Below are 24,437 nucleotides of genomic sequence, written 5' to 3'. Positions count from 1 at the left end.
TTAGATACCCTGGTAGTCCACGCCGTAAACGATGTCGACTAGCCGTTGGGTCCCTCGCGGACTTTGTGGCGCAGTTAACGCGATAAGTCGACGCCTGGGGAGTACGGCCGCAAGGTTAAAACTCAAATGAATTGACGGGGGCCCGCACAAGCGGTGGAGCATGTGGTTTAATTCGATGCAACGCGAAGAACCTTACCTACCCTTGACATCCTGCGAACTTGGTAGAGATACCTTGGTGCCTTCGGGAACGCAGAGACAGGTGCTGCATGGCTGTCGTCAGCTCGTGTTGTGAAATGTTGGGTTAAGTCCCGTAACGAGCGCAACCCTTGTCCTTATTTGCCAGCGGGTAATGCCGGGAACTCTAAGGAGACTGCCGGTGACAAACCGGAGGAAGGTGGGGACGACGTCAAGTCATCATGGCCCTTACGGGTAGGGCTACACACGTGCTACAATGGTCGGTACAAAGGGTTGCCAACTCGCGAGAGTGCGCTAATCCCATAAAGCTGATCTCAGTCCGGATCGGAGTCTGCAACTCGACTCCGTGAAGTCGGAATCGCTAGTAATCGTGAATCAGAATGTCACGGTGAATACGTTCCCGGGCCTTGTACACACCGCCCGTCACACCATGGGAGTGGACTGCACCAGAAGTGGTTAGCCTAACCTTCGGGAGGGCGATCACCACGGTGTGGTTCATGACTGGGGTGAAGTCGTAACAAGGTAGCCGTAGGGGAACCTGCGGCTGGATCACCTCCTTAAACGACGTATCACGCCTCGCGGCAAGTGCTCACAATGAATTACCTGATCGACCAGAGCAAAGACTGTGTTGTAAGCTGGGTCTGTCGCTCAGTTGGTTAGAGCGCACCCCCTGACCTTAAATGGAAAGCAGGGTGAGGTCGGCCAGCCGATTGCCAGCGAGCTTGCAGCGGTACAGTGCCGGGTCTGTAGCTCAGTTGGTTAGAGCGCACCCCTGATAAGGGTGAGGTCGGCAGTTCAAATCTGCCCAGACCCACCAAATTTGCGTGATACGTCGTTGCTTCAATACTCGCATAGCAGGCTATGCGTCGCATTGAAGCGCCTAGTCTCACACAAAATTACATTTTATCTAGTTCCGCGTATGTTCGGTGTTACCGATGCAAGCGCCTTGTCCTGAATAAAATTCCCCATGTCGCGTCGGGAAATCAGAGGGGCCATAGCTCAGCTGGGAGAGCGCCTGCCTTGCACGCAGGAGGTCAGCGGTTCGATCCCGCTTGGCTCCACCAAACTTCCTGATGCTGCGTTGAAAGGCTTCTCGCATAGCGAACTATGCGTCGTCACCTTTCGCCTTGCCTCAGATCGTTTGGTCGCTGCACCCCCACAGTCGAATTACCTGATCGGATCCACAGTCATAAGCCACCGTCGCACAGCGCGATGATAGGTTTATGACTGTCGATTGACAGTCTGCTCTTTAACAATGTGAATCATGCTGACAAGTTCTTCCAGAAATGGAAGGACAACGTGATACGTCTCAAGCGTATCCGGCAATTGTCGTGAGTAATCGCGGACCAGACCCTTTCGGGTTATATGGTCAAGCGATTAAGCGCATACGGTGGATGCCTAGGCAGCCAGAGGCGATGAAAGACGTGGTAGCCTGCGATAAGGCTCGGCGAGGTGGCAAACGACCTGTGACCCGGGCATTTCTGAATGGGGAAACCCACCCAGCATAAGCTGGGTATCCCACACTGAATACATAGGTGTTGGGAGGCGAACCAGGGGAACTGAAACATCTAAGTACCCTGAGGAAAAGAAATCAACCGAGATTCCCCCAGTAGCGGCGAGCGAACGGGGACCAGCCTTAAGCGTGTGACTGATTAGACGAACGAGCTGGGAAGCTCGGCCATAGTGGGTGATAGCCCCGTAGTCGAAAATCTGATCACGTGAAATCGAGTAGGTCGGGGCACGAGAAACCTTGACTGAACATGGGGGGACCATCCTCCAAGGCTAAATACTCCTGGCTGACCGATAGTGAACCAGTACCGTGAGGGAAAGGCGAAAAGAACCCCGGAGAGGGGAGTGAAATAGATCCTGAAACCGTATGCGTACAAGCAGTGGGAGCAGACTTGTTCTGTGACCGCGTACCTTTTGTATAATGGGTCAGCGACTTATATTCAGTGGCGAGCTTAACCGTATAGGGGAGGCGTAGCGAAAGCGAGTCTTAACTGGGCGACCAGTCGCTGGATATAGACCCGAAACCGGGCGATCTATCCATGAGCAGGTTGAAGGTTGAGTAACATCAACTGGAGGACCGAACCAGGATCTGTTGAAAAAGATTTGGATGACTTGTGGATCGGAGTGAAAGGCTAATCAAGCCCGGAGATAGCTGGTTCTCCTCGAAAGCTATTTAGGTAGCGCCTCACGTATCACCGCCGGGGGTAGAGCACTGTTTCGGCTAGGGGGTCATCCCGACTTACCAACCCGAGGCAAACTCCGAATACCGGTGAGTGCAAGCGTGGGAGACACACGGCGGGTGCTAACGTCCGTCGTGAAAAGGGAAACAACCCAGACCGTCAGCTAAGGTCCCGAAATCCTGGTTAAGTGGGAAACGATGTGGGAAGGCTCAGACAGCTAGGAGGTTGGCTTAGAAGCAGCCATCCTTTAAAGAAAGCGTAATAGCTCACTAGTCGAGTCGGCCTGCGCGGAAGATGTAACGGGGCTAAACCAGGTACCGAAGCTACGGGCTTGCCGAATGGCAAGCGGTAGAGGAGCGTCGTGTAAGCCGATGAAGGTGGATTGAGAAGTCTGCTGGAGGTATCACGAGTGCGAATGCTGACATGAGTAACGACAAGGGGAGTGAAAAACTCCCCCGCCGGAAGACCAAGGGTTTCTGTTCGACGCTAATCGGAGCAGAGTGAGTCGGCCCTAAGGCGAGGCCGAAAGGCGTAGTCGATGGGAAACGGGTCAATATTCCCGTACCTCACATGGTTGCGATGGGGGGACGAAGAAGGCTAGGTGAGCCAGGCGTTGGTAGTCCTGGTGAAAGTCAGTAGGCTGGGAGTTCAGGCAAATCCGGACTCCTAAGGCCGAGAGACGAGACGAACACCCCACGGGGTGGAAGTCATCGATGCCACGCTTCCAGGAAAAGCCTCTAAGCTTCAGATCATGTGGGACCGTACCCCAAACCGACACAGGTGGTCAGGTAGAGAATACCAAGGCGCTTGAGAGAACTCGGGTGAAGGAACTAGGCAAAATGGTGCCGTAACTTCGGGAGAAGGCACGCCGGCGTAGTGTGAAGGGCCTCGCGCCTGGAGCATGAACCGGTCGAAGATACCAGGTGGCTGCAACTGTTTATTAAAAACACAGCACTCTGCAAACGCGTAAGCGGACGTATAGGGTGTGACGCCTGCCCGGTGCCGGAAGGTTAATTGATGGTGTTAGCCCTCGGGCGAAGCTCCTGATCGAAGCCCCGGTAAACGGCGGCCGTAACTATAACGGTCCTAAGGTAGCGAAATTCCTTGTCGGGTAAGTTCCGACCTGCACGAATGGCGTAATGATGGCCACGCTGTCTCCACCCGAGACTCAGTGAAATTGAAATCGCAGTGAAGATGCTGTGTACCCGCGGCTAGACGGAAAGACCCCGTGAACCTTTACTATAGCTTCACACTGGACGCTGATGTTGCCTGTGTAGGATAGCTGGGAGGCTTTGAAACCCGGACGCCAGTTCGGGTGGAGCCAACCTTGAAATACCAGCCTGGCATCATTGGCGTTCTAACTCAGGTCCGTTATCCGGATCGAGGACAGTGTGTGGTGGGTAGTTTGACTGGGGCGGTCTCCTCCTAAAGAGTAACGGAGGAGCACGAAGGTACCCTCAGCACGGTCGGAAATCGTGCAGTGAGTGCAAGAGCATAAGGGTGCTTGACTGCGAGACAGACACGTCGAGCAGGTACGAAAGTAGGTTCTAGTGATCCGGTGGTTCTGTATGGAAGGGCCATCGCTCAACGGATAAAAGGTACTCCGGGGATAACAGGCTGATACCGCCCAAGAGTTCACATCGACGGCGGTGTTTGGCACCTCGATGTCGGCTCATCACATCCTGGGGCTGAAGTCGGTCCCAAGGGTATGGCTGTTCGCCATTTAAAGTGGTACGCGAGCTGGGTTTAGAACGTCGTGAGACAGTTCGGTCCCTATCTGCCGTGGGCGTTGGATGTTTGAGAAGAGCTGCTCCTAGTACGAGAGGACCGGAGTGGACGCACCTCTGGTGTTCCGGTTGTCACGCCAGTGGCATTGCCGGGTAGCTATGTGCGGACAGGATAACCGCTGAAAGCATCTAAGCGGGAAGCCCCCTTCAAGATGAGACATCCCTGAGGCCTTGAGCCTCCTGAAGGGCCCAGCGAGACCAGCTGGTTGATAGGCCGGGTGTGGAAGCGCTGCAAGGCGTTGAGCTAACCGGTACTAATTGCCCGTGAGGCTTGACCATATAACCCCAAGGGGTCTGCGCATTACGCGCGCAATTGCGGATACGCCGTCGAGAAATCGACGTGAGACGATCACGCCAGCATGATTCCAACCAGTTTTGCCTGACGACCATAGCGTTCGGGAACCACCTGATCCCATGCCGAACTCAGCAGTGAAACCGTTCAGCGCCGATGGTAGTGTGGGGTCTCCCCATGCGAGAGTAGGTCATCGTCAGGCATTTATTCAGAAACCCAGCTTCGAAAGAGGCTGGGTTTCGCCGTTTGGGGGTCTCCCATGTAGAGTAGCGGGAGGCCGCCCCCCGGAGCGCCGGCCGGGACGTCAGGCATTTATTCCAAAAACCCCGAGTTCGAAAGAGCTCGGGGTTTTTTCATGGGCATGGGAGACCCGCTCTTTACCTGGTGGGGACCGCTTCGCGGTCCAGGCTCGGGAGGGGGCGTTATCGGTCTGCACAAAACCAAATCACCCCCGGCAATGCCGGAGGTGATTATCATGGTCCAACCTGAGGAGTGATTGGTTACCCGTCCCTGGGTATAGTAGAGCGTCCGTATGGTCTATCAGGCATTACCAGGCCTGATCGTCATCATCCTCTTCTTCCCACTCTTCCTCTTCATTCTCCTCTTCTTCTTCCCACTCCTCGGTATCCCACTCTTCCTCTTCGTTCTCATACTCGGTATCAGCGCCAGTGCCAAAGCCGTCATCAGCTTCGCCTTCAGGGGCGGTTTCCTGCGGAACCGGCTCATGCTCCTCTTCCTCATGGAAGTCGGCAAATGCCAGCGGGCTGGCTGCAAGGCCAAAAGTGATACCAACAATACCGAGTTTCTTGAGGAATTCCTTGGACATCATGTGCATACCTCCATTGGGGTCTGACTTGAAGTACCTTGGTTTGGTGAAGCTTTTGGCTTCGTTCGTCATGGCGGTGAAGAGAGACCTTGGGAATGGCCTTGATGGTAAAGCTCTACCCGCATGTCTTGCTCCTCCTGGGTAGAGCAGATTACGGGCCAACTTTGCCAGTATTCAAAAAAAGTTTTATATATCAAAGTTATGGTGGTGTGCTGCGGTTCGGCAGTGTCGATGAAGAGGGCGAACAAGGTGGTGACATCTGACACATGCGCCTATGTAACACGTGCGATTCGTTCTCACTTATGCCTTTGGCTTGATCATCAGTGGGTGAGTGGGGTGAGCGGGGTGAGCGGGGTGAGAAGGCAAAACCCGGTGCCAAGGGCACCGGGTATGGTAGAGGGGACGTTGGTGAGTGATGTCTAGACGACACCTTGCTCTATCATGGCATCGGCTACCTTGCGGAAGCCGGCTATGTTGGCGCCGAGTACCAGGTTCGTTGGCTGATCAAATTCCGTGGCAGTATCGGCACACTGCTTGTGGATATCGGCCATGATGGCCTGGAGCTTGGTGTCGACCTTTTCCAGCGTCCATTGTTGCATGCTGCTGTTCTGGGCCATTTCCAGCTGGCTGGTGGCTACTCCTCCGGCGTTGGCGGCCTTGCCGGGGCCGTAGGCGATACGGGACTCGAGAAAGCGATCCACCGCCTCGGCGGTGGAGGCCATGTTGGAGCCTTCGCTGATGCAGTGAATGCCATTGTCCAGCAAGGCCCGCGCGTCGGCTTCCGTCACCTCGTTCTGTGTGGCGCTGGGGAAGGCAACATCGCCTTTGATGCGCCACACCGCATGGCCATCCGAAGGGTAGTCTTTGGCATCGATGTAGTGCGCCTCCGGATGGTGCTCGACATATTCACGCAGGGAGGCGCGCTTGACCTCCTTGAGCAGCTTGAGGGTGTCCAGGCTGATGCCTTCCGGATGGTGGATGGTGCCACGGGAGTCAGAGCAGGTCACTGGCCGGGCGCCGAGGTGGTAGAGCTTCTCGATGGTATAAATGGCCACGTTACCCGCACCCGACACCAGGCAGGTCTTGCCCTCGATACCGTCCCCCCGTGCTTCGAGCATGTTCTGAGCAAAGTAGACCGCACCATAGCCGGTGGCCTCCTTGCGACCCAGGGAGCCACCCCAGTTCAGCCCCTTGCCGGTGAGAATGCCTTCGTAGCGCCCCGTGAGGCGCTTGTACTGACCGTACATGTAGCCAATCTCGCGGGCGCCAACGCCGATGTCACCGGCCGGTACGTCGGTAGTGGGGCCGATATGGCGATACAGCTCGGCCATGAAGGCTTGGCAGAAGCGCATGATTTCGCCATCGGACTTGCCCTTCGGGTCGAAGTTGGAGCCGCCTTTGCCGCCACCTATCGGAAGGCCGGTCAGGGCATTCTTGAAGATCTGCTCGAAGCCCAGGAACTTGATGATGCTGGCGTTGACGCTCGGGTGAAAGCGCAGCCCGCCCTTGTAGGGCCCCAATGCGGAGTTGAACTGGATGCGGTAGCCTTGTTGACATGCACTCGTCCGGCATCATCAGTCCAGCTGACCCGGAACATGATCTGCCGCTCAGGTTCGACAATGCGCTCGATAATGCTGTGCTGATGATAGCGCGGCACTGTATCGAGCAACGGGCGCAGGCACTCGAGAACTTCCTCCGCTGCCTGATAGAACTCGCTCTGGGCAGGGCTGCTTTTCCTGAGCCCTTCAAGGGTATCGTGGACGTAGGTCATGTGGGTTCCTGATCGAAAAAAGGTTGAGCCCACTATAATCCAATGCACCATTATGCAGCAACTGTATAGGGCATGCTGAGATTAGACATAGATATGAGGCGAAAAGTCTTCAAAAATGACGAAACCTGTGCACCATCATTGCGCACTAATTGTTTCTCATAAACGATAGATAAACGTAAAGCCTCTTCGCACCCATGCCCGGCAGATGGCTGGTATCATGTGCTGCCTTGATTAACCTGGGAGTTCCGGAGCCTTGACCCTGACGACGCCGGCCCTGCTGTTTCCTGCCATTTCGCTGCTGCTGCTGGCCTATACCAATCGATTCCTGGTACTGGCTCAGTTGATCCGCAAGCTGGCGGAGCAGGAGCGCAGCCTTCATCAGGACGCTACGGCACGCCAGATCCTTCTGCTGCGCCAGCGAATTTCGTTGACGAAGCGCATGCAGGTTGCCGGCGTGCTGAGTTTCCTGCTTTGTACCCTGTCGATGTTCGCCCTTTTTCTCTCGTTCGAGATGCCGGGCATGATCCTGTTCGGGGCAAGCCTGGTGACGCTGTCCGTGTCCCTGGTCTATTCGCTGTGGGAGGTGACGATTTCGACCAACGCATTGAACGTGCAGTTGCAGGATATCGAAGCGCTGAGCGAGGAGCAGAAGCGCGATGAGGGTATTTCGAAAGAAACCAAGGAGGCTCCTTGACACGGGACACAGAAGAACACGCTCCGCGACCTGGACAGATGCTGTTCTACTGCCGGCCCGGCTTCGAGGCGGATCTGGCGGCTGAAATCGACTTTCGTGCCAGTGGGCTCGGTTGGCCCGGGCGGTCGGAATACACTCCCCAGGCCGGATACGTCTGCTTTCATGCGGAGGACGAGCGCCCCATCAACCTGCTGCAGCGTGAACTGCCGCTGGAGGGGCTGATATTCGCCCGGCAGAGCCTGGTTGCACTTCCAGCGCTGACGTTGTCACGAGAGAACCGGCTGACGCCGATCATCGAGCAGGTAGTGGCTAGCGGTTGGAGCTTCGATGCCATCTGGCACGAAACGCCAGACACCAATGATGGCAAGGCCCTATCGGGACTGATCAAGGCGCTGACGCGTCCCCTCGAATCGATGCTGAAGAAGCGCGGGGCGCTGCGGCGCAAGGCGTCCGGGCGCAGGCTTCACCTGTTCTGGAGCGATGGCGATCGGGTGCAGCTGGGGATGAGCTTCCCCGGAAATCGTAGCGAACTGCCGAGTGGCATTCGTCGGCTGCGTTTCCCCCATGCGGCACCGAGCCGCTCGACCCTGAAGCTGGAGGAGGCATGGCACGAGTTTGTGCCGCGGGACCAGTGGGACGAGCGATTGGCCGAGGGTATGCAGGCAGCTGACCTCGGTGCCGCGCCGGGCGGCTGGACCTGGCAATTGGTGGCCCGAGGCATGCATGTCTTTGCCATCGATAATGGGCCGATGGACAAGGCATTGATGGCGTCGGGGATGGTGGAGCATCTGCGCGAGGATGGCTTCGTTTGGCAGCCACCGGGGAGACTCGACTGGCTGGTGTGCGATATCGTAGACAAGCCTTCGCGGGTCACAGCCATGGTGCAGCGCTGGCTGGAACGACGCTGGTGTCGCGAGGCGATATTCAACTTGAAGCTGCCGATGAAGCGTCGTTGGGAAGAGGTGACGCGCTGCCTGTCGGGGCTGGAGGTGGCGCTGCTCGATGCCGGCGTGGGGGCGGAGATTCGCTGCCGGCATCTTTATCATGACCGGGAAGAGGTCACGGTGCATGTCAGGTTGTTGGACTGATTCCATCGACAACGATGGTTGATGTTAGAATCAGCCCGGTTAATCGAGAGCGGTTCGCTGCGGAGGGGCTAGTAGGACGGCTCATAGATGCGAATGGACTCATCCTCGGTCAGCAGTGGCCAGATACGCTGCATGACCCGAGAGCGCTCCTCGCTGTTGTACCACTCCTTCCAGGCGCGAAGGTCGCGCCATTTGGTGATCATCAGGCGTCTGTCGCTGTGCCCGAGTTCCATGAGCGTCTCGCCGCCCACGAAGCCCCTGGCCCCCAAGGACCAGCGGATGGCCTCCCGGGCGGCCTCCTCATACTCCTCCTCCAGGCCGGGCATGATGCGACGTTCGATAATGATCTTGATCATCTAAGCTGGCTCCCTACACCGAGGTCAATCGATGGTTGATACTGCCGACTCCCTGCCGGACTTTCAGGCTGAACTGGACACCAGCGGACTTTACTGCCCGGAACCCATCATGCTGATGCACAACAAGGTCCGTGACATGCAGTCCGGCGAGGTGCTGAAGGTAGTGGCCACCGATCCGGCCACTACCCGGGACGTGCCGAAGTTCTGCAGCTTTCTGGGTCATGAGTTGCTGACTCAGCAGGCGTCGGGCGACCGGTACCTCTACTTTATCCGCTTAGGCTGATGTATCGCCAGACCTTGCACGAAAAGCGCCTGCGTTTGCTGTCTTTCGTACTTGGCCTGGCGGTGGTTGAACGTTACCGGTGATGGACGTCTCAACCGGAGGTCGCCGATGCGTCGGGAATTACCATCAGGGCCAGGGCTTCCAGCGTGCCGGGGTCCTGCTCGCGGATGCGACTGGCGATGCTGCGCTGAAAGAAGTAGACCAGGCGGTGGCGGCTATGACCGGGATAGAGGCAGGGGTCTCCCGGGAGCACGGGGGTGGACTCGATCAGTTTCTCGTCGGCCAGCAGCGCTTCAACGTTGCCGTCACTGTAGAGGCGCCAGCCGAACACCTGCTTCAACTGCCATGGGCTGCGGTCGTCATCGACGCATAGGGCATGTGTACCCAAGGTGTCCGGCAGTTGCTGGATCAGGGTAATGTCGCGGGTCTCTTCATAATCGAAGTAGGCGGCGGCATGCTCCAGTTCGTAGGCCTTGTGGGGCGGTGCCGTCTCCATCAGTTCTTCGGTTTCCGGGTCACGATAACCGACGAAGCTGCCATGCTCGGCGTCGTCGATGTGATGGCAAGGCGTGAGCGACTCCATCCAGGGCACGAGGCCAACCACCTCACCATCTTCGCGAAGGCCCCAGGCGAGAATCGGCATGCCATAGAAGGAGTCGGGGTCGGAGGCGAGACGATAGACCATCTCCAGGCCGTCGAGCTCTGGAGAAAGTCGTATCAGGCGGCGCTTGGCCAACTGTTTCTGGCGCATCGTTTCCAGGTCGATGACCCGGGCAGGGCGGGGTGACATTGTCATACCCATGATCTCCCTCCAGATTCTGCATGGGCCGAGCTGTAAAGGGTCACGGCTGCGGCAAGGCTGACGGGATCCACACCTACCTACTCCTCCCACCAATATCACAGAGTCACCGTGTAAGTTAAGCCTGACGCAAGGTTTTTCACTCACACTGCTCGGCGAGAGCCTGCCAGTAGCGTCGATGCTCATCGCGTGCCGCGACAAAGGCGGAGAGCGGCGCCTCGGGATTATCCAGCGACAGCCAGCGGTCGCGATAGCGAGCGATGGCCTCGGGAGGGGGGACATGGCTCTCCAGCAGCTCGTCGACAGCACCGAGCCAGCGGCTGGCTAACGCTTCAAGGTTGTCGAGCCACCCGGCAGTCGGCTTCTGCTGAAACTGCGACTTCAGTTCGGGGCCGGACTCAGCCAGCAGTTGACAGCTTGCCGTATCGGCCAGGCTGGCTTCCAGCAGCGCATTGGCCTCACCAAGGCGTTGCTCGGCCAACAGCAGGGCCCGCAGGATTTCTGCCGTGAGAGGCCGACGCCGCAGGGTATCGAGATACCCCTCGAGGGTTGATGACTCATGCTGCCACTCCTGGCTGAACTGGTTCAGGGTGGCGGCTTGCAACCACTCGATGGCTGACACCTGTTCATCGATGGCGGCGCTTGAGTCTGGCTCCAGGGGAGAGCTGGCCCGGGAGAAGCTGCCGGTCCACTCATCGGAGTCGAACAGGGTGTTCCAGCTGACCAGTGGCAACTGCTCGGTCTTGGCTGCGGTAAGTCGTGCCAGGCGGTCGCGGTTGTTCTCGGAGAGAGACTCTGGCACATCACTGTGCCAGCAGGCATGTAGTCGCCGCCAGAGCTCCAACTCATAGATCCAGCGCTGACTGGGGGGCGCTACCCGTCCAAGCTGGTTGTTGCGCGCCGCCACCAGGGAGGTGATATGGCACTCACGCAGGGCGTAGAGATCGAGCATACCCTCGCGGATTTCGGGAATATCGAACAGGCGCTCGCGACGATCGGGAAAGGCACCGATATTGACGGGGTCGGCGGGCTGCGGCTGTGGCTGCCCCAGCGCCTGGGCGAGATCCCGCTGGTAACTCGTCAGCAGGGCATCCCCTTCGCCACTGCCGCCGCAGCCGACCAGCAAGGCGGCGATCAGCAGCCCGGCCAGGGGGCGCAGCAGGCGGTGCTCAGCTACGCGGGATCTCGATTGCACCATTCGCCACCCCCCTGGCCAGTCGCCGCAGTCGCTCGCCGAGCAACATGGCGGCTACGGTCAGTCCGGCGATCAAGCCGATCCAGTAGCCGTGAACCCCAAGGGGCTCGCTCCAGCCGGCAAGGCCACGCATGCCCAGCCAGTGTCCCCCACCCAGCCCGACCAGCCAGTAGGCGATCAGCGTGATCACCATGACGATCCTCGTATCCTTGTAGCCACGCAGCGCCCCGGCCAGGTTGACCTGCAGCGAGTCGGAAACCTGATAGACCATTGCCAGTATGACCAGTGAAACCGCCAGTCGTTGCACCTCGAGGTCGTGGGTATAGAGAGCGATGACCGGCTCGGCGGTGAACCACAGCAGCAGGCTGTTGAGCCCGGCCACCAGCAGGCAGATGGCGATACCGTTCCAGGCCACCAGGCGGGCATGGTCGGGGCGGCCCTGCCCCAGGGTATTACCGACCCTCACGGTCAACGCCATGCTCAGCGACAGCGGCAGCATGAACAGGATCGAGGTGTAGTTGAGTGCGACCTGATGAGCCGCTACCGTCACTTCGCCGAGGCTGGCGATGAATAGTGCAATCAGGGTGAACAGTGTCACTTCGACGAAGATCGCCACCCCAATGGGCACGCCGACATAGAGCAGCTCGCCGATCAGCTTCCAGCGGGGAGGTGAGGGGTCACACCAGAGTTCGACATCGCCATAGGCCCGTGAGCGCCGGGTGTAGGCGATCATCGCCAGGCTCATTACCCACATGGAGAGCGCAGTGGCGATACCGCAGCCGAAGGCGCCCAGTGCGGGGAGCGCCTGCACCCAGGTGGGTAGCCAGTCGCCGAACAGTGCGGTGAGTCCATCGCCGCCGTAGATCAGCACATAGTTGCTGGGAATGTTCACGGCCAATCCCACCAGGCTGATCCACAGCGCCGGGCGGGTGTGGTTCATGCCGTCGGAGAAGGCTCTCAGGGCCTGGAACAGTGCCACCCCGGGCATGCCGAAGGCCACGGCGGAGAGGTAGGCTGCCGAACGCCTTGCCACTTCGTCGGGCACCTCCATCAGCCGGAAGATCGGCATCACCGTGAACCACAGCAGCAAGGCTGCGCCCAGGCCGAGTGCCAGGGCCACCCAGAGGGCCTGATGCACGTTGGGGCGGATGCGGGCGGTAGTGCCTCCCCCGAGCAGCTGGGCGACGATGGGGGTCAGTCCCATCAGAGTGCCGGTCATGAACAGCATCAGCGGTAGCCAGATACTGGAACCCACGGAAACCGCCGCCAGGTCGGTGGCGCTCAGGCGTCCGGTCATCATCACATCGGCAACGCTCATGCCGGCCTGGGCCAGCTGGGCGCCGCATATCGGTAGCGCCAGGGTGATCAACGGCCGCGTTTCCTTGCGGCTGACGCTGACGAGTTGGCTGAGGAAGGTGGCCAAGGATAGTGCTCCATGCAGGCGACAGTAGCCGCCATGACGTCGTAATGCCTCGCTCAATGAGCGAGGGAACCGGTTATGTTAGCAATTGCCGGTGGTTTTCGCGCGCTGACTCACTGGCTTATAATGAATTCTTATCAATGACCCGGAGGCCACGTGACCCACCGACTCGACGATCTGATCGCCCTGTTCGATGGACTCTTCCAGGACGCCTTCAATACGCGGTTGGTGCGTGGTGGCGATGAGCCGCTGTATCGGCCGGCCGATGCTGACTGCTCCTTTCATCGGGTGATCTTCGCGCATGGATTCTATGCCAGCGCCCTGCACGAGATCAGTCACTGGTGCATCGCCGGGGAGCGGCGGCGTCGGCAGGAGGACTATGGCTACTGGTATCTTCCCGATGGCCGCGATACCGAGCAGCAGCGCGCCTTCGAGACTGCGGAGGTGGCACCCCAGGCGCTGGAGCTGCTGTTCACACGGGCCTGCGGTCGCCAGTTCAATGTCAGCGTCGACAATCTGGGTGGCGAGGCGGAGGTGGATCGTGACGCCTTCCGTGCCCGGGTCGAGGCGAGGGCCGTGCGCTATGAGCGTGAGGGGCTGCCGGACCGGGCGGCGGCGTTCCACGCCGCTCTGAAGGCATTCTACCGCGAGGGGCGAAGCCTGGACGATGCCGTGGCGTCGGGTCGCGATTGGCTACCCTCGTCGCTGCCGGCCTGACCCCACGCCTCCTTGCCCAGGGTCAGCAGCGGTGCCAGGGCGGGAGGGGGATTGCGGGCCGGATAGGCGACGCCAATGGTCTGATGGATGGCCAGGCCATCGATGGGGCGGCACTGCACGTCGTGTCGCGCGAGGATCTCCGGCCATGCCGGTACCAGGGAGGCCCCGACCCCCGCGGCAACCAGGCCCAGGGTGTACTCGATGGTGCGCAGCCGCGCGCGGATCTGACAGCGCAGCTCCGCCGCGTTCAGGGCGACGGCGAGCTGCTCCATGGCGGCGCAGGGGTGGCGCCAGATGAAGGGCAGTCCATCCAGGTCGCCCAAGGCAATCGATGTCTGCATGGCCAGGGAGTGTCCGCTGGGCAGTGCCAGGCGATAGCTGTCGTGCCAGATCGGCTGGAAACGCTCTCCCTGAGCCAGGTCCTGCTCGCCAATGATGCGTGCATCGCATCGCTCCTCCGGATTGACCAGCGTCAGGGCCAAGTTGTCACCACGGCCGATGTACTCCTTGAGCAGCGTCGTCATGCGACTGGCCCCCAGAGAACGCATCAGGCCCAGGCGAACCGGGGTGGGCGGTGAATCGGTGCGAAACAACCGGCCGATGGCGTCCAGGTTTTCGCTGACCTGGCGCGCCAGGGGGTAGAGCCGGTGTCCCTCTTCGGTGGCGGTGATGCCGCGTCGGTGCCGCTCGAACAGTGGGGTGCCGAGCCTCTCCTCCAGTTGGCCCAGCGCCGTGGAGATGGAGGGCTGGGCCACATGGCAGCGTCGGGCGGCGGCGCTGATCGAGCCGCTCTCGTAGGCGACGATGAAGTAGCGCAGGCTGCGCACATCCATAAGGGTTGCCTATGCCTGATGAAGGATATCGATATTATCCCTTTATCAGGCAGGCGCGCTAGGCTGTAGGCATTCACCCTCGCGAATGCCGACAGGAGCCCGTTACCGTGGCCGACCCGCTGCCCCAGGAAAAACTGTTCTTCTCTGCCTTGCGTACCGGCGACTGGCCAGAACCCGAACAGGCGTGGACGCTCGACGAGGCTGGGCTCAGCCCCGCTGGCCTGGCCGAGCTGTTCGAGAGCCAGTTGATGAGTCGCCACCTGGACCTGCATGCGCGCCGCCTGCAGGCCAGAGGCGAGGCCTTCTATACCATCGGCAGCGCCGGCCACGAAGGCAATGCCGCCATCGCCCGGGCCTTTCGACCCACCGATCCCGCCTTCCTGCACTATCGCGACGCTGCCTTCCTTATCCAGCGAAGCCGCAGCGTGCCGGGGCAGACGCCGCTCTGGGACCTGCTGTTGAGCTTCGCTGCCTCGGCCGACGACCCCGTCTCCGGTGGTCGCCACAAGGTGCTCGGCTCGAAGACGCTGCATATACCGCCCCAGACCAGCACCATCGCCTCGCACCTGCCCAAGGCGATGGGTGCCGCCTACGGGCTCGGCCTTTGGCGACGCCTGGGCGGCGGCGGTGAATGGCCGGCGGATAGCGTGGTGGTCTGCAGTTTCGGCGACGCGTCGTTCAATCACTCCACCGCCCAGGGGGCACTCAATGCCGCCGGCTGGGCCGCCTACCAGGGCGCCCCCATGCCCCTGGTGATGGTCTGCGAGGACAACGGCATCGGTATCTCCACCCCCACGCCCGACGGCTGGATCGAGGCGAGCATGCGCGCTCGCCCCGGTTTCCATTACCTGAGCTGTGATGGCCTCGATCTGCTCGATACCTGGCAAGCCGCCCGTGAGGCGGCGCGCATCGCTCGCCGCCACAGGCAGCCGGTGTTCCTGCACATGCGTTGCGTGCGGCTGTTCGGCCACGCGGGCTCCGACGCCCAGCAGGCCTACATGCCGCCACAGCGGATCAAGGCCGACGAGGCGCGCGACCCCTTGCTGGTCAGCGCCGGGCTGCTCCAGCGCCACGACGTGCTCGGCCAGGTACAGATTGGCGAGCTCTATCGAGCGTGGGAGACCGAGTTGCCCAGGTCGCCGAAGAGGCGATTCGCCGTCCCCGGCTCGAAAGCGCCGAGCAGGTCATGGCCAGCATCGTGCCGCCGCTGCGGCCAGGTCGCCAGCAGCCGTGGCAGGGTGACATCGACAACGCCCCCGCGCCCATGGCCAAGCTGCTCAACCAGTCGCTGCATCGCCTGATGAGCCGCTATCCGCACCTGGTGATGGCCGGTGAGGATATCGGCCGCAAGGGGGGCGTCTACGGTGTCACCCAGAAGCTGCAGGCACAGTTCGGCCCCCATCGGGTGATCGATACCCTGCTGGACGAGCAGAGCATCCTCGGGCTCGGTATCGGCCTGGGTCACAATGGCCTGGTGCCGATTCTGGAGATCCAGTTCCTGGCCTACCTGCACAACGCCGAGGACCAGCTGCGGGGCGAGGCGGCCACGCTGAGCTTCTTCTCCAACGGCCAGTACACCAACCCCATGGTGGTGCGTATCGCCGGGCTTGGCTATCAGAAGGGCTTCGGTGGTCATTTCCACAACGACAACGCCATCGCCGTGCTGCGCGATATTCCCGGCCTGCTGGTGGCCTGCCCGTCGAACGCCGCCGACGCCGTCGGGCTGATGCAGGAAGCGGTTCGCCTGGCCGACGAGGAGCAGCGCGTGGTGGTCATGCTGGAGCCCATTGCCCTGTACCACAACCGCGACCTGCTCGAGGAGGGTGACCAGCAGTGGTGTTTCACCGACCGGGGCCGGCGCACTACCTGCCGGTAGGAGAGCTGGGTCAGTGGGGGGCGGGGCGCGAACTCGCCATCGTCACCTATGGCAACGGCGTCTACCTTTCGCGGCAGGCCGCCGTGCGCCTGGAGGCCGAAGGCATTGCCCTGCGTATCGTCGACCTGCGCTGGTTGACCGCCATCGACCATGAGGCCGTTCATCGCCACGTCGCCGACTGCGACCAGGTGCTGGTGGTGGACGAGTGTCGCCGCAGCGGCTCGATTAGCGAGGAGTTGATGACCGGCCTGGTGGAGCGCGGCGTGGAGAGTCACCGCCTGCACCGGCTCACGGCCGAGGACAGCTTTATTCCGCTGGGACGGGCCGCCACGGTGACCCTGCCCTCGGCGGATGCCATCGTCGAGCGGGCGCGGCGAGCCGTCGCCAGGCCTGCGTCGGCCGGTTTCGAAGGAGTGGTGGCAGCACCGAGCAGTAAGGTATCGGCAGGGAGTGACAGCGAATGACAGCCTCGAATTCGACAGCGGTGCGTGAACGGCTCCTGGTGGTCTGCCCCGGTCGCGGCACCTACAATGCCCCGGAGTGGGGTAGTCTGAAGCGCTTTGCGGCGGGCAGCGAGTGGCTGGCCCGTTTCGATGCCCAGCGCCGCGAGGCGGGCCTGCCCAGTCTCAGCGAGCTGGACAGCGAGATACCCTTTCGCCAGGGCCTGCATGGCCGGGGCGAGCACGCCTCGCCGTTGATCTATGCCTGTGCCCTGGCCGATATGCAGGCCATCGACCCCGAACGCTATGAGGTGGTTGCCGTTACCGGCAACTCCATGGGCTGGTATATCGCCCTGGCGGGCAGTGGTTCCTTGGAACCGGAAGACGCCCACCACCTGATCGGCACCATGGGGCAGATGATGCAGGAGAGCCTGATCGGTGGGCAGGTGCTCTACCCTTGGGTGGACGACCAGTGGCGGCCGCAGTGGTCGCTGCGCCGTGACCTGCTGGCGCTGGTCGACCGGCTGCACGGTGTGCAGGGGGCGGCGCTCTACATCTCCATTGACCTGGGCGGGATGCTGGTCTTCGGCGGCAACGAAGCCGGGCTGGCCAGGCTGACCGAGGCCTTGCCGCCACGGGAGCGCTTCCCGATGCGGCTGCATCAGCACTCGGCCTTTCACACCCCGCTACAGGAGGAGGTGCGGGAGGCGGCTCGCCAGCGCCTGACCGCTGCTCCATTCCAACCGCCGAAGGTGCCAATGATCGACGGGCGTGGGCATATCTGGACGCCCTGGAGCACCGACCCCAAGACGCTATGGGACTACACTCTGGGTGAGCAGCTGGTGGCGCCCTATGACTATACGGCGGCACTGCGGGTCGGGGTGAGGGAGTTCGCCCCGGATCGCATCGTCATTCCCGGCCCTGGCGCGACCCTGGGCGGTGCCACCGCCCAGGCGCTGATCCAGCTGGGTTGGAAGGGGCTCGACAGCAAGGCGCGCTTCCAGGCCTGCCAGGCCGACGACCCCCGCCTGATCTGCATGGGCATTCCCGAGCAACGGGACTGGCTGCTGCGCTGACGCCTGGCCACAAGGTCACTACTCGGCGAGGCCCAGGCGCTCGTGCAGTCGCAGCATCACCTCGACCTCGTGCTCGGGCCGCATCGGCTCGAGCCCCATCTCGCCGAACAGCTCGTTGCGGGCACGGCTCCATTCACCGCCGGCCAGAGCGGGATAGAGGCTGTCGGCCGGGGCGAGTTCGACGAAGGGGTCGAGGCCGTAGGTGTCGAAGAGGCGAGCCAGGGCGGCCTCGTCGTCGCTGATGCCGGCGGTGAACAGCGTGGCGTTGAAGTGGTCGTTTTCCAGTTCCCTTATCACGTCCAAGGGGCTTGCACCGAAGCTGGTCAGCTCTTCCATGCTGTAGCCGTTCAAGGCATTCATCTCGTCGTCGAGCCAGTCGTCATCGGGCTGGATCAGGGTGTGCTTGATGCGTCCGTCCGGTAGCACCCAGGCAATGGCCAGGGGCAGGTCGCTGTCGTCGCCGGTCTCCACGGCAATGAATCCGGGAATGTCGGCCATGTCAGTGCTCCTCCTGCTGGGAATCGCCAGCAACGATAGGCTCCTCGGTCTCTGCCAGTCGGAAGAAGGCCTGAGCGGTTCGGGTAGTGGCGTGGGCCAGCTCGACTTCACTGACACCCTGCCAGTGTGCGATCTCTCTCACGATCCAGGGCAGCAAGGCCGGCTCGTGTCGCCTGCCCTTGAGTTTGGCAGGTAAATTGCGCGGTAGCAGGTAGGGGCAGTCGGTTTCCACCATCAGTCGATTCAACGGAATCTCGCCGACCAGTTCGCGCAGGTGGTGACCGCGCCGCTCATCGCAGATCCAGCCGGTCAGGCCGATGTGCAGATCGAGGTCGCGGTAGCCGAAGAGCGTCGCGCGGTCGGCGGTGAAGCAGTGGATGACGGCGTCCGGGATATCGTCGCGCCAGGCGTGGAGGATATCGCGCATGCGACTGCCGGCGTCGCGCTCATGGATGAACAGCGGCTTGCCGCACTCCACCGCCAGACCCAGCTGTGCCTCGAAGGCGCGCTCCTGCTCCGCGGGCGTCGAGAAGTTGCGGTTGAAATCCAGCCCGCATTCGCCCACCGCCACCACCTCGGGCTGCCGGTGCAGGTCCTGCATGGCCCGCTGCAGCCCGGCATCCCAACGGCTGGCGTCATGGGGGTGGACCCCGGCGGTGGCATGGAGACCAGGGTGGCGTCGCGCCAGCTCCACTGCCTGCTCGGCATGCTCGCGGTCGGTGCCGGTGAGGATCAGGCCGGTGACATTGGCCGCCCGGCTCGCGCCAATACCGCGTCGAGGTCACGGGCAAAGCTCTCATGGGTCAGGTTGGCGCCGATATCCACCAGCGGGGCGGGGGAGCGAAACCGCAGCGCCTCGGGCAGAAAATCATCGCAGGTCTCGGTCGTGTCAACCAAGGCGGAACTCCTCGTCGCATCTGGCATCGGGGCGAGTGCCTCCGGGTGTGCCGTATTGTACAGGACCACGGCGAGCCGGCCATGCGTTACACTAGCCGCCTCGATGATTGGATGAGGTAATCGCGTGACCCTGCTACGTCTGGAACGGCTGCAACTGGCCTATGGCAACCATGTACTGCTCGACGGTGCCGACCTGGTGCTGGAGAGGGGCGAGCGACTGGCGCTGGTGGGCCGCAACGGCACCGGCAAGTCGACGCTGCTCAAGCTGGTGGCCGGCGAGATCCTGCCTGATGGCGGCAGCATATGGCGCGCGCCGGGACTCAAGATCGGCGTGCTGGCCCAGGACCTGCCGGCAGCGTCCGGCGAGACCATCTTCGATGTGGTGGCCGAAGGGCTGCCCCAGGCCGGCAAGCTGCTCGCCGAATATCATCACTTGATCCAGGACCCTGACCCGGATATGAACCGCATGGCCCAGCTCCAGACCCGGCTGGAAGCCATCGACGGCTGGTCCTTCCACCAGCGCATCGACGTGGTGCTGACGCGGCTGGGGCTTCCCGCCGACGACGAGATGGCCTCGCTGTCGGGTGGCTGGCGTCGTCGCGTGGCCCTGGCCCGGGCCCTGGTCGCCGAACCAGACCTGTTGCTGCTCGACGAGCCCACCAACCACCTGGACCTGGACACCATCGCCTGGCTGGAGGAGCAGCTTGCTGCCTTCCCCGGCTCGGTGCTGTTCATCACCCACGACCGGGCCTTCCTGTCGAAGCTGGCAACGGCGATCCTGGAGCTCGATCGCGGCCGCCTGGGACGCTATCCCGGTGACTATGCGAAGTACCAGGAACAGAAGAGCCATGAGCTGGAGGTGGAGGCACGGGAGCACGCCGAGTTCGACAAGAAGCTCGCCCAGGAGGAGGCGTGGATTCGCCAGGGGATCAAGGCCCGCCGTACCCGCAACGAGGGCCGGGTGCGTGCCCTCGAGCAGCTGCGTCGAGATCGCAGCCAGCGTCGCGAGCGCCAGGGCAAGGCCAACCTCAGCGTGGACGGCGGCGAGCGCAGCGGCAAGCGGGTCGTCGAGCTCAAGCATGTTACCCATCGCTTCGGCAACGAGGTGGTGATCCGCGACCTCAGCCTGGAGATACAGCGTGGCGACCGCATCGGCCTGATAGGGCGCAACGGGGCCGGCAAGACCACCCTGCTCAAGATTCTGCTTGGCCAGCTCGAGCCGAGCGAGGGGGAAGTCCGCCTCGGCACCAACCTGCAGGTGGCCTATTTTGACCAGCTTCGAGCCGGTCTCGAGCCGGAGAAGACCGTCTACGACAACGTGGCCCAGGGTAGCGATCGGGTCACCGTGGGTGGCAAGGACAAGCATGTCATCAGCTACCTGCAGGATTTCCTGTTCACCCCCGAGCGTGCCCGCCAGCCTGTCAAGGCGCTCTCCGGCGGCGAGTCCAACCGCCTGTTGCTGGCCAAGCTGTTCACCCAGCCGGCCAACGTCCTGGTGCTCGACGAGCCGACCAACGATCTCGATGTGGAGACGCTGGAGCTGCTGGAAGAGCTGCTGCTCAACTTCGAGGGCACCCTGCTGCTGGTCTCCCATGACCGCGCCTTCATGGACAACGTGGTGACCGGGGTGCTGGCCTTCGAGGGCGAGGGTCAGGTGCGCGAATACGTGGGCGGCTATACCGACTGGGTTCGTCAGGGCGGTAGCCTGCCGCCGGCGCCTGGGAAGGGGCGGCCCGCCAGGGTATCGAGCCCACGCATCAGACAGCTGAGCCGGCCGAGGGGAAAAGGAAACCTGAGCCAGAAGCGGCGAAGAAAGCGGTCAAGCTCTCCTACAAGCTCCAGCGCGAGCTGGACATGCTGCCATCACGGATCGAGAGCCTGGAGGCCGACGTGGCTGAATTCGAGTCTCGCGTCGGAGATCCTGGCTTCTACCAGCAGGACGCCGACAGCGTTACCGCCACCCTGCAGGCGCTGAACGACAAGCAGGCCGAGCTGGAGGCGGCCATGGAGCGATGGATGGAGCTTGAGGCGATGGCCGCCGGGGAGTAAGCGAAAATCGCTGCTGTGCTCCGGCGGCGGCCTACCTGTCATCGCCCGCTGCGCGAACTCTCTGCTTGCCCGAGGCGGAGCGATCCAGGAGAAGCGCGCCGATAAAGCCGGGGACCTACTCGGCGCTCTTCTCGCCCTTCTTGCCGACACGTACGGCAAGAACGTCGCACTGGGCGCCGTGCAGCACGCCGGTGGAGGTGGAGCCGAGCAGCAGGGCGAAGCCATGGCGTCCATGGGAGCCCACCACGATCAGGTCGACGCTATGCTCCTCCGCGAAGCGGTGGATCTCGGTATCGGGCATGCCCACCACCACATGCTGGTTCTCCTTGGCGACGTGGGGGTCGGCTATCTCGGCCAGGCGCTGTTTGGCATGCTCGTCAAGCTGATCCTGAATACTGGTGAGATCCATGGGGATATCGCCGCCGTAGGCGAAGCCCAGCGGCTCCAGGGTATGCATGATGGACAGTTTCGCCTGGTTGCGTTCGGCGATCTGCAGGGCACGCTCGAGAACCTTGTGGGAGTCCTTGGTCAGGTCGACGGCGACCAGGATGTGGCGGTATTCATTGCTCATGTCAGGCTCCTGCGAAACGGCATGGTTAGAGAGGCATGCCTTCACTCTAGGACGACTGCCGAGCCAAGACAACGACTTGCGTCAAGATTCATTCAGGAGAAGCTGATGATTTGGGCGATGATAATCGGGGTGCTGCTATTGATGGTCGCACCAGTAATGTGGCTCAAGCCCAGCCCCAGGCAGCGCCGCATCGCACCGCTGCGCAATGCCGCGGCGAAAGCCGGGGTCAGGGTGAAGCTGGAGGCACCGCCGCTGCATGGGATTGGTACGGCCATGCCAGGCTATCGCTGGACCTATCCTGTCGAGTCCCCCGGCCCCCGGTTCCTGCTGGTGCGTGATAGTGACGCCAGCGACGCGCTGAAGCCCTACCTGGCGGGCTGGCGTTGGCGTATCGAGCCGCTGCGCGCATTGCCGGATGAGGCGCGGGAGCCGCTGGAGTCACTGCTGATGCGCCTGCCCCAGGATGCCCTTGTGGTTGAGTCCAGCGAACATGGGCTCACGCTCTGGTGGTGGGAGTCCCAGGGCGCCGAGCGCTTCCTGACCTATGTGGCCGACTTTCGCCGCCTGCGCGATGCCCTGGCAGGCCATGCCGACCGGCCCCCCGTCACCCGTGCCTTCGGCGAGGGAGAAGGCTCCACCCCCGGCTAAGGTCCGAACTCAGGATGAGGGGGTCAGGCGCCGCTTTCGCGGGCCTGTATTGCCAGGCCATTGTTTTCGATGTGGGCCAGCAGGGCGTCCAGTTGCTTGACGTCGTCATCGCTGAGGCCTGACAGCATCTCGCGTCGCGCCTGGGTCACGACTTCATCGATCTGCTCAAGCAGTGGTGTTGCTTCGGGGGTGAGGAAGACGCGCTTGGTGCGGCGGTCCTGCTCGCAGGGCCGCCGTTCGATCAGGCCCTGCTCCGAGAGCTGGTCGAGGGTGCGCACCAGCGACGGCGCTTCCACGCCGATGGCACGGGCCAGGTCGCACTGGGGCTGCCCGTCGCCGAGGCGCCAGAGATGGTAGAGGGTGATCCAGCGCGTCTGAGTCAGGCCCAGGGGCGCCAGTCGCTCGTCGATGATGGCCCGCCACAGCCGGGGAAGGCGGGAGAGCCGGAAGCCGATGTTCTGGTGCATGGGACTCCGCAATTGCGTTGAATTTGCCGAATTGTCCGGACCCGAAGCGTGTAATGCAACTCCCGGCAATTTGCGCCGGGCGCCGGGGGGTATCAAGGCGTCGCTAAGCGTCCGAGTCAGCCTCCGGATCCTGGGCTTCATGAGACTCGGATTCGCCTGAAGTGTCCCCATCATCGGGCCGTTCACTCTGGCCGGTGCGATTCCCGGGGACAAGGCGGTGCAGGTCGAGTCCAGGTAGCCCCGGTGGTGGTGAGGACCTGCCATCGGCCAGGGTGGCCTTCGACGCATCCTGCGCTACCTGGAAGCGCAGCACGCCGATGCGCTGACCGCTATCCGTCATCACATCAATGCGCCATTTGCCGGCGGGATCCTCCGGGAAATTCAGCTTGTGGGTCCAGGCCCGATAGCCCTCCTGGCGTCCCCCGTCGATGCTCAGTGGAATGCGGTCGATCAGTTCGCCTTCGTGTCGCCATTCGTGGACGACCTCTTCGCGCAGCCCCCGTGGCGCACGAATGGCCGTGTAGGCGTAGAGTCCCTGGCGGCGAAGCGTGTCGGGCGTCAGCAGGGCGCTGCCTTCCGGTCTTCGCTCTGCAACATCGAAGGCCGGTGACAGGGCGCTTGCCGATATCCACAGATTGGCCGGTGGCACCCAGGCGCGCCCGCCCCAGGCCAGTAACGTCAATACCGGTAGTATGGCCACTACGATGGCCCAGCGTTGGATGGTCATCGGCCGCAAGAGCTGCAGCAGGCTGGGCAGGCTGAATATCAGCATGCACGCCAGGGCCAGCTTCAGGCTCTGGCCGGTGGTCAGCTGCAACATCAGCGGCATGATCACCAGTACCACCAGGAAGACGCACTGGGCATGGAAGGCGAAATAGAGCCAGCGGGCCCGCTCGGCCAGCTTGTAGTAGAGGGGGTCGAGTATCGAAAACACCGCCATGCCGAGCACCAGCAGGGCGAACAACCCCTGGCCGCTGGCCCAGACGGTCGTGGCGAGCACGAAGGGTAGGCAGAAGAAGAGCGTCTCCTGGTGCACCATCTGGGCGATGAAGGTGGTGACGCCCCGGGGCAGGCCCGGGTGGCCGCGGCGGGCCAGCAAACGCCCGATCAGACTCTCGGAGAGCAGCAGGATCCAGGCCAGCAGCATGCTCAGTGCCAGCACGACGCCCAGCCACTGCTGGCGATCCACCAGGAAGAAGCTGCCGACCCCGGCGGCAAACGCAAGGGGTGGCCATAGCCAGCTCCAGGGACGAACATGCTCGACCAGTCGTTCGATGCGGCCATGGAAACGCAGCATCCGGGGGGAGGTGCTGTGTGGCGGCGAGGAGGGCGCCGTATCGGGCAGATTCATTGACGGCACCTTGGCGGAACATTGCGACTATCCTATCAGCCATCCGGTAGTGCCGGTGTATCGTTCAGCGCTTGTGCTAGACCATTGGTGATGCATCCGGGGCTTGACGAACCGGCTGT

At 62.1% G+C, this 24,437-nt stretch carries 20 protein-coding genes, 2 tRNA genes, 3 rRNA genes and 3 pseudogenes; 16 read left to right on the top strand and 12 right to left on the bottom strand.

The window, feature by feature from the left end:
• From Q427_RS06425 to rrf, 5 genes are all read left to right on the top strand, one after another.
• Positions 1 to 755: ribosomal RNA gene (locus tag Q427_RS06425) — 16S ribosomal RNA — on the top strand; the annotation flags it as partial.
• A gap of 180 nt (positions 756 to 935) precedes the next feature.
• Positions 936 to 1,012, top strand: a tRNA-Ile gene (locus Q427_RS06420).
• A gap of 171 nt (positions 1,013 to 1,183) precedes the next feature.
• Positions 1,184 to 1,259: transfer RNA gene (locus Q427_RS06415), tRNA-Ala, on the top strand.
• Positions 1,260 to 1,562: 303 nt separating this feature from the next.
• Positions 1,563 to 4,450, top strand: a 23S ribosomal RNA gene (locus tag Q427_RS06410).
• Positions 4,451 to 4,549: 99 nt separating this feature from the next.
• Positions 4,550 to 4,665 (top strand): 5S ribosomal RNA (gene rrf, locus Q427_RS06405).
• Positions 4,666 to 5,010: 345 nt separating this feature from the next.
• Here the strand turns inward: rrf and Q427_RS06400 are convergent.
• The gene (locus Q427_RS06400; protein ID WP_081785854.1) at positions 5,011 to 5,292 is read right to left on the bottom strand and encodes a hypothetical protein; all 282 of its coding nucleotides are present in this window, start codon (positions 5,290 to 5,292) and stop codon (positions 5,011 to 5,013) included.
• Positions 5,293 to 5,393: 101 nt separating this feature from the next.
• Here Q427_RS06400 and Q427_RS31040 point away from each other — a divergent pair, with 101 nt between their 5' ends.
• Entirely contained in the window at positions 5,394 to 5,552 is a 159-nt protein-coding gene (locus Q427_RS31040) for a hypothetical protein (protein WP_155833469.1), read from the top strand.
• A 156-nt stretch (positions 5,553 to 5,708) separates the two neighbouring features.
• Here the strand turns inward: Q427_RS31040 and gdhA are convergent.
• Positions 5,709 to 7,060 (bottom strand): annotated as a pseudogene (gdhA, locus tag Q427_RS06395) (NADP-specific glutamate dehydrogenase).
• 253 nt (positions 7,061 to 7,313) lie between these two features.
• Between gdhA and Q427_RS06390 the strand changes: the two are divergent.
• Positions 7,314 to 7,754, top strand: a complete 441-nt coding sequence (locus tag Q427_RS06390) for a DUF2721 domain-containing protein (protein WP_043512082.1) — start codon at positions 7,314 to 7,316, stop codon at positions 7,752 to 7,754.
• Positions 7,751 to 8,842 (top strand): 23S rRNA (cytidine(2498)-2'-O)-methyltransferase RlmM, encoded by a 1,092-nt coding sequence (gene rlmM / locus Q427_RS06385; protein ID WP_442905463.1) that lies wholly within the window; start codon positions 7,751 to 7,753, stop codon positions 8,840 to 8,842. Before Q427_RS06390 ends, rlmM begins: the two co-directional genes overlap by 4 nt.
• 68 nt (positions 8,843 to 8,910) lie before the next feature.
• Here the strand turns inward: rlmM and Q427_RS06380 are convergent, their stop codons facing one another.
• Positions 8,911 to 9,198: an antibiotic biosynthesis monooxygenase family protein gene (locus Q427_RS06380; protein ID WP_043512077.1), complete on the bottom strand. Its 288-nt coding sequence runs from the start codon at positions 9,196 to 9,198 to the stop codon at positions 8,911 to 8,913.
• A 31-nt stretch (positions 9,199 to 9,229) separates the two neighbouring features.
• Here Q427_RS06380 and tusA point away from each other — a divergent pair, with 31 nt between their 5' ends.
• Complete coding sequence (gene tusA, locus Q427_RS06375; protein WP_043512075.1) at positions 9,230 to 9,481, top strand: sulfurtransferase TusA; 252 nt, start codon at positions 9,230 to 9,232, stop codon at positions 9,479 to 9,481.
• Between the two features lie 91 nt (positions 9,482 to 9,572).
• Here tusA and Q427_RS06370 read toward each other — a convergent pair whose 3' ends face one another.
• The 3 genes from Q427_RS06370 to Q427_RS06360 all read right to left on the bottom strand — a co-directional run bounded on the left by Q427_RS06370 (position 9,573) and on the right by Q427_RS06360 (position 12,898).
• Positions 9,573 to 10,283: a hypothetical protein gene (locus tag Q427_RS06370; RefSeq protein ID WP_043512074.1), complete on the bottom strand. Its 711-nt coding sequence runs from the start codon at positions 10,281 to 10,283 to the stop codon at positions 9,573 to 9,575.
• Positions 10,284 to 10,419: 136 nt separating this feature from the next.
• Positions 10,420 to 11,478: a DUF3080 family protein gene (locus Q427_RS06365; RefSeq protein WP_051496178.1), complete on the bottom strand. Its 1,059-nt coding sequence runs from the start codon at positions 11,476 to 11,478 to the stop codon at positions 10,420 to 10,422.
• Positions 11,450 to 12,898 carry an MATE family efflux transporter gene (locus Q427_RS06360; RefSeq protein ID WP_043512071.1) on the bottom strand — a complete coding sequence of 483 codons (1,449 nt, stop codon included), beginning with the start codon at positions 12,896 to 12,898 and terminating at the stop codon, positions 11,450 to 11,452. The genes Q427_RS06365 and Q427_RS06360 overlap by 29 nt, the downstream gene beginning before the upstream one ends.
• A 153-nt stretch (positions 12,899 to 13,051) precedes the next feature.
• Between Q427_RS06360 and Q427_RS06355 the strand changes: the two genes are divergently transcribed.
• Complete coding sequence (locus tag Q427_RS06355) at positions 13,052 to 13,612, top strand: elongation factor P hydroxylase (protein WP_043512065.1); 561 nt, start codon at positions 13,052 to 13,054, stop codon at positions 13,610 to 13,612.
• Here the strand turns inward: Q427_RS06355 and Q427_RS06350 are convergent.
• Positions 13,537 to 14,445: a LysR family transcriptional regulator gene (locus Q427_RS06350; protein WP_051496177.1), complete on the bottom strand. Its 909-nt coding sequence runs from the start codon at positions 14,443 to 14,445 to the stop codon at positions 13,537 to 13,539. The genes Q427_RS06355 and Q427_RS06350 overlap by 76 nt on opposite strands.
• 107 nt (positions 14,446 to 14,552) lie before the next feature.
• On the opposite strand from Q427_RS06350, the gene Q427_RS33465 reads away from it, so the two are divergent.
• The 4 genes from Q427_RS33465 to Q427_RS06340 are packed head-to-tail and all read left to right on the top strand — an operon-like array spanning position 14,553 to position 17,837.
• Positions 14,553 to 15,746, top strand: coding sequence for a thiamine pyrophosphate-dependent enzyme (locus Q427_RS33465; RefSeq protein ID WP_231613478.1), 1,194 nt, complete (start codon positions 14,553 to 14,555; stop codon positions 15,744 to 15,746).
• Entirely contained in the window at positions 15,710 to 16,321 is a 612-nt protein-coding gene (locus Q427_RS33460) for an alpha-ketoacid dehydrogenase subunit beta (RefSeq protein WP_231613477.1), read from the top strand. Before Q427_RS33465 ends, Q427_RS33460 begins: the two co-directional genes overlap by 37 nt.
• Positions 16,279 to 16,785 carry a transketolase C-terminal domain-containing protein gene (locus tag Q427_RS33455; protein ID WP_231613475.1) on the top strand — a complete coding sequence of 169 codons (507 nt, stop codon included), beginning with the start codon at positions 16,279 to 16,281 and terminating at the stop codon, positions 16,783 to 16,785. The genes Q427_RS33460 and Q427_RS33455 overlap by 43 nt, the downstream gene beginning before the upstream one ends.
• On the top strand, positions 16,782 to 17,837 hold the full coding sequence (locus Q427_RS06340) for an ACP S-malonyltransferase (protein WP_043512063.1): 1,056 nt from the start codon (positions 16,782 to 16,784) through the stop codon (positions 17,835 to 17,837). The genes Q427_RS33455 and Q427_RS06340 overlap by 4 nt, the downstream gene beginning before the upstream one ends.
• Positions 17,838 to 17,855: 18 nt before the next feature.
• On the opposite strand, the gene Q427_RS06335 is transcribed toward Q427_RS06340, so the two are convergent.
• A complete protein-coding gene (locus Q427_RS06335) occupies positions 17,856 to 18,335 on the bottom strand; it encodes a hypothetical protein (protein WP_043512061.1) in 480 nt (159 codons plus the stop codon).
• Between the two features lies 1 nt (position 18,336).
• Positions 18,337 to 19,259 (bottom strand): annotated as a pseudogene (locus Q427_RS06330) (TatD family hydrolase).
• Between the two features lie 97 nt (positions 19,260 to 19,356).
• Here Q427_RS06330 and Q427_RS06325 point away from each other — a divergent pair.
• A pseudogene (locus Q427_RS06325) lies at positions 19,357 to 21,281 on the top strand (ATP-binding cassette domain-containing protein).
• A gap of 115 nt (positions 21,282 to 21,396) precedes the next feature.
• On the opposite strand, the gene Q427_RS06320 reads toward Q427_RS06325, so the two are convergent.
• On the bottom strand, positions 21,397 to 21,852 hold the full coding sequence (locus Q427_RS06320) for a universal stress protein (RefSeq protein WP_043512060.1): 456 nt from the start codon (positions 21,850 to 21,852) through the stop codon (positions 21,397 to 21,399).
• A gap of 105 nt (positions 21,853 to 21,957) precedes the next feature.
• On the opposite strand from Q427_RS06320, the gene Q427_RS06315 reads away from it, so the two are divergent.
• Positions 21,958 to 22,500, top strand: a complete 543-nt coding sequence (locus Q427_RS06315) for a hypothetical protein (protein ID WP_043512058.1) — start codon at positions 21,958 to 21,960, stop codon at positions 22,498 to 22,500.
• Between the two features lie 23 nt (positions 22,501 to 22,523).
• Here the strand turns inward: Q427_RS06315 and slyA are convergent, their stop codons facing one another.
• Positions 22,524 to 22,967 (bottom strand): transcriptional regulator SlyA, encoded by a 444-nt coding sequence (gene slyA, locus Q427_RS06310; RefSeq protein ID WP_043512057.1) that lies wholly within the window; start codon positions 22,965 to 22,967, stop codon positions 22,524 to 22,526.
• A gap of 103 nt (positions 22,968 to 23,070) precedes the next feature.
• Entirely contained in the window at positions 23,071 to 24,318 is a 1,248-nt protein-coding gene (locus tag Q427_RS06305) for a DUF5924 family protein (protein WP_442905458.1), read from the bottom strand.
• Positions 24,319 to 24,437 lie beyond the last annotated feature (119 nt).

Source organism: Halomonas sp. BC04, assembly GCF_000568385.1.
The sequence above is the reverse complement of the archived record's forward strand: the minus strand, read 5'-3'. Positions and strand labels throughout refer to the sequence as shown.

Excerpts from the sequence above, each read along its gene's own strand:
- Q427_RS06400 (WP_081785854.1), bottom strand. The coding sequence starts at position 5,292 with ATGATGTCCAAGGAATTCCTCAAGAAACTCGGTATTGTTGGTATCACT.
- Q427_RS31040 (WP_155833469.1), top strand. The coding sequence starts at position 5,394 with ATGGTAAAGCTCTACCCGCATGTCTTGCTCCTCCTGGGTAGAGCAGAT.
- Q427_RS06380 (WP_043512077.1), bottom strand. The coding sequence starts at position 9,198 with ATGATCAAGATCATTATCGAACGTCGCATCATGCCCGGCCTGGAGGAG.
- tusA (WP_043512075.1), top strand. The coding sequence starts at position 9,230 with ATGGTTGATACTGCCGACTCCCTGCCGGACTTTCAGGCTGAACTGGAC.
- Q427_RS06370 (WP_043512074.1), bottom strand. The coding sequence starts at position 10,283 with ATGGGTATGACAATGTCACCCCGCCCTGCCCGGGTCATCGACCTGGAA.
- Q427_RS06365 (WP_051496178.1), bottom strand. The coding sequence starts at position 11,478 with ATGGTGCAATCGAGATCCCGCGTAGCTGAGCACCGCCTGCTGCGCCCC.
- Q427_RS06350 (WP_051496177.1), bottom strand. The coding sequence starts at position 14,445 with ATGGATGTGCGCAGCCTGCGCTACTTCATCGTCGCCTACGAGAGCGGC.
- Q427_RS33460 (WP_231613477.1), top strand. The coding sequence starts at position 15,710 with ATGGCCAAGCTGCTCAACCAGTCGCTGCATCGCCTGATGAGCCGCTAT.
- Q427_RS06340 (WP_043512063.1), top strand. The coding sequence starts at position 16,782 with ATGACAGCCTCGAATTCGACAGCGGTGCGTGAACGGCTCCTGGTGGTC.
- Q427_RS06335 (WP_043512061.1), bottom strand. The coding sequence starts at position 18,335 with ATGGCCGACATTCCCGGATTCATTGCCGTGGAGACCGGCGACGACAGC.
- Q427_RS06320 (WP_043512060.1), bottom strand. The coding sequence starts at position 21,852 with ATGAGCAATGAATACCGCCACATCCTGGTCGCCGTCGACCTGACCAAG.
- Q427_RS06315 (WP_043512058.1), top strand. The coding sequence starts at position 21,958 with ATGATTTGGGCGATGATAATCGGGGTGCTGCTATTGATGGTCGCACCA.
- slyA (WP_043512057.1), bottom strand. The coding sequence starts at position 22,967 with ATGCACCAGAACATCGGCTTCCGGCTCTCCCGCCTTCCCCGGCTGTGG.
- Q427_RS06305 (WP_442905458.1), bottom strand. The coding sequence starts at position 24,318 with ATGAATCTGCCCGATACGGCGCCCTCCTCGCCGCCACACAGCACCTCC.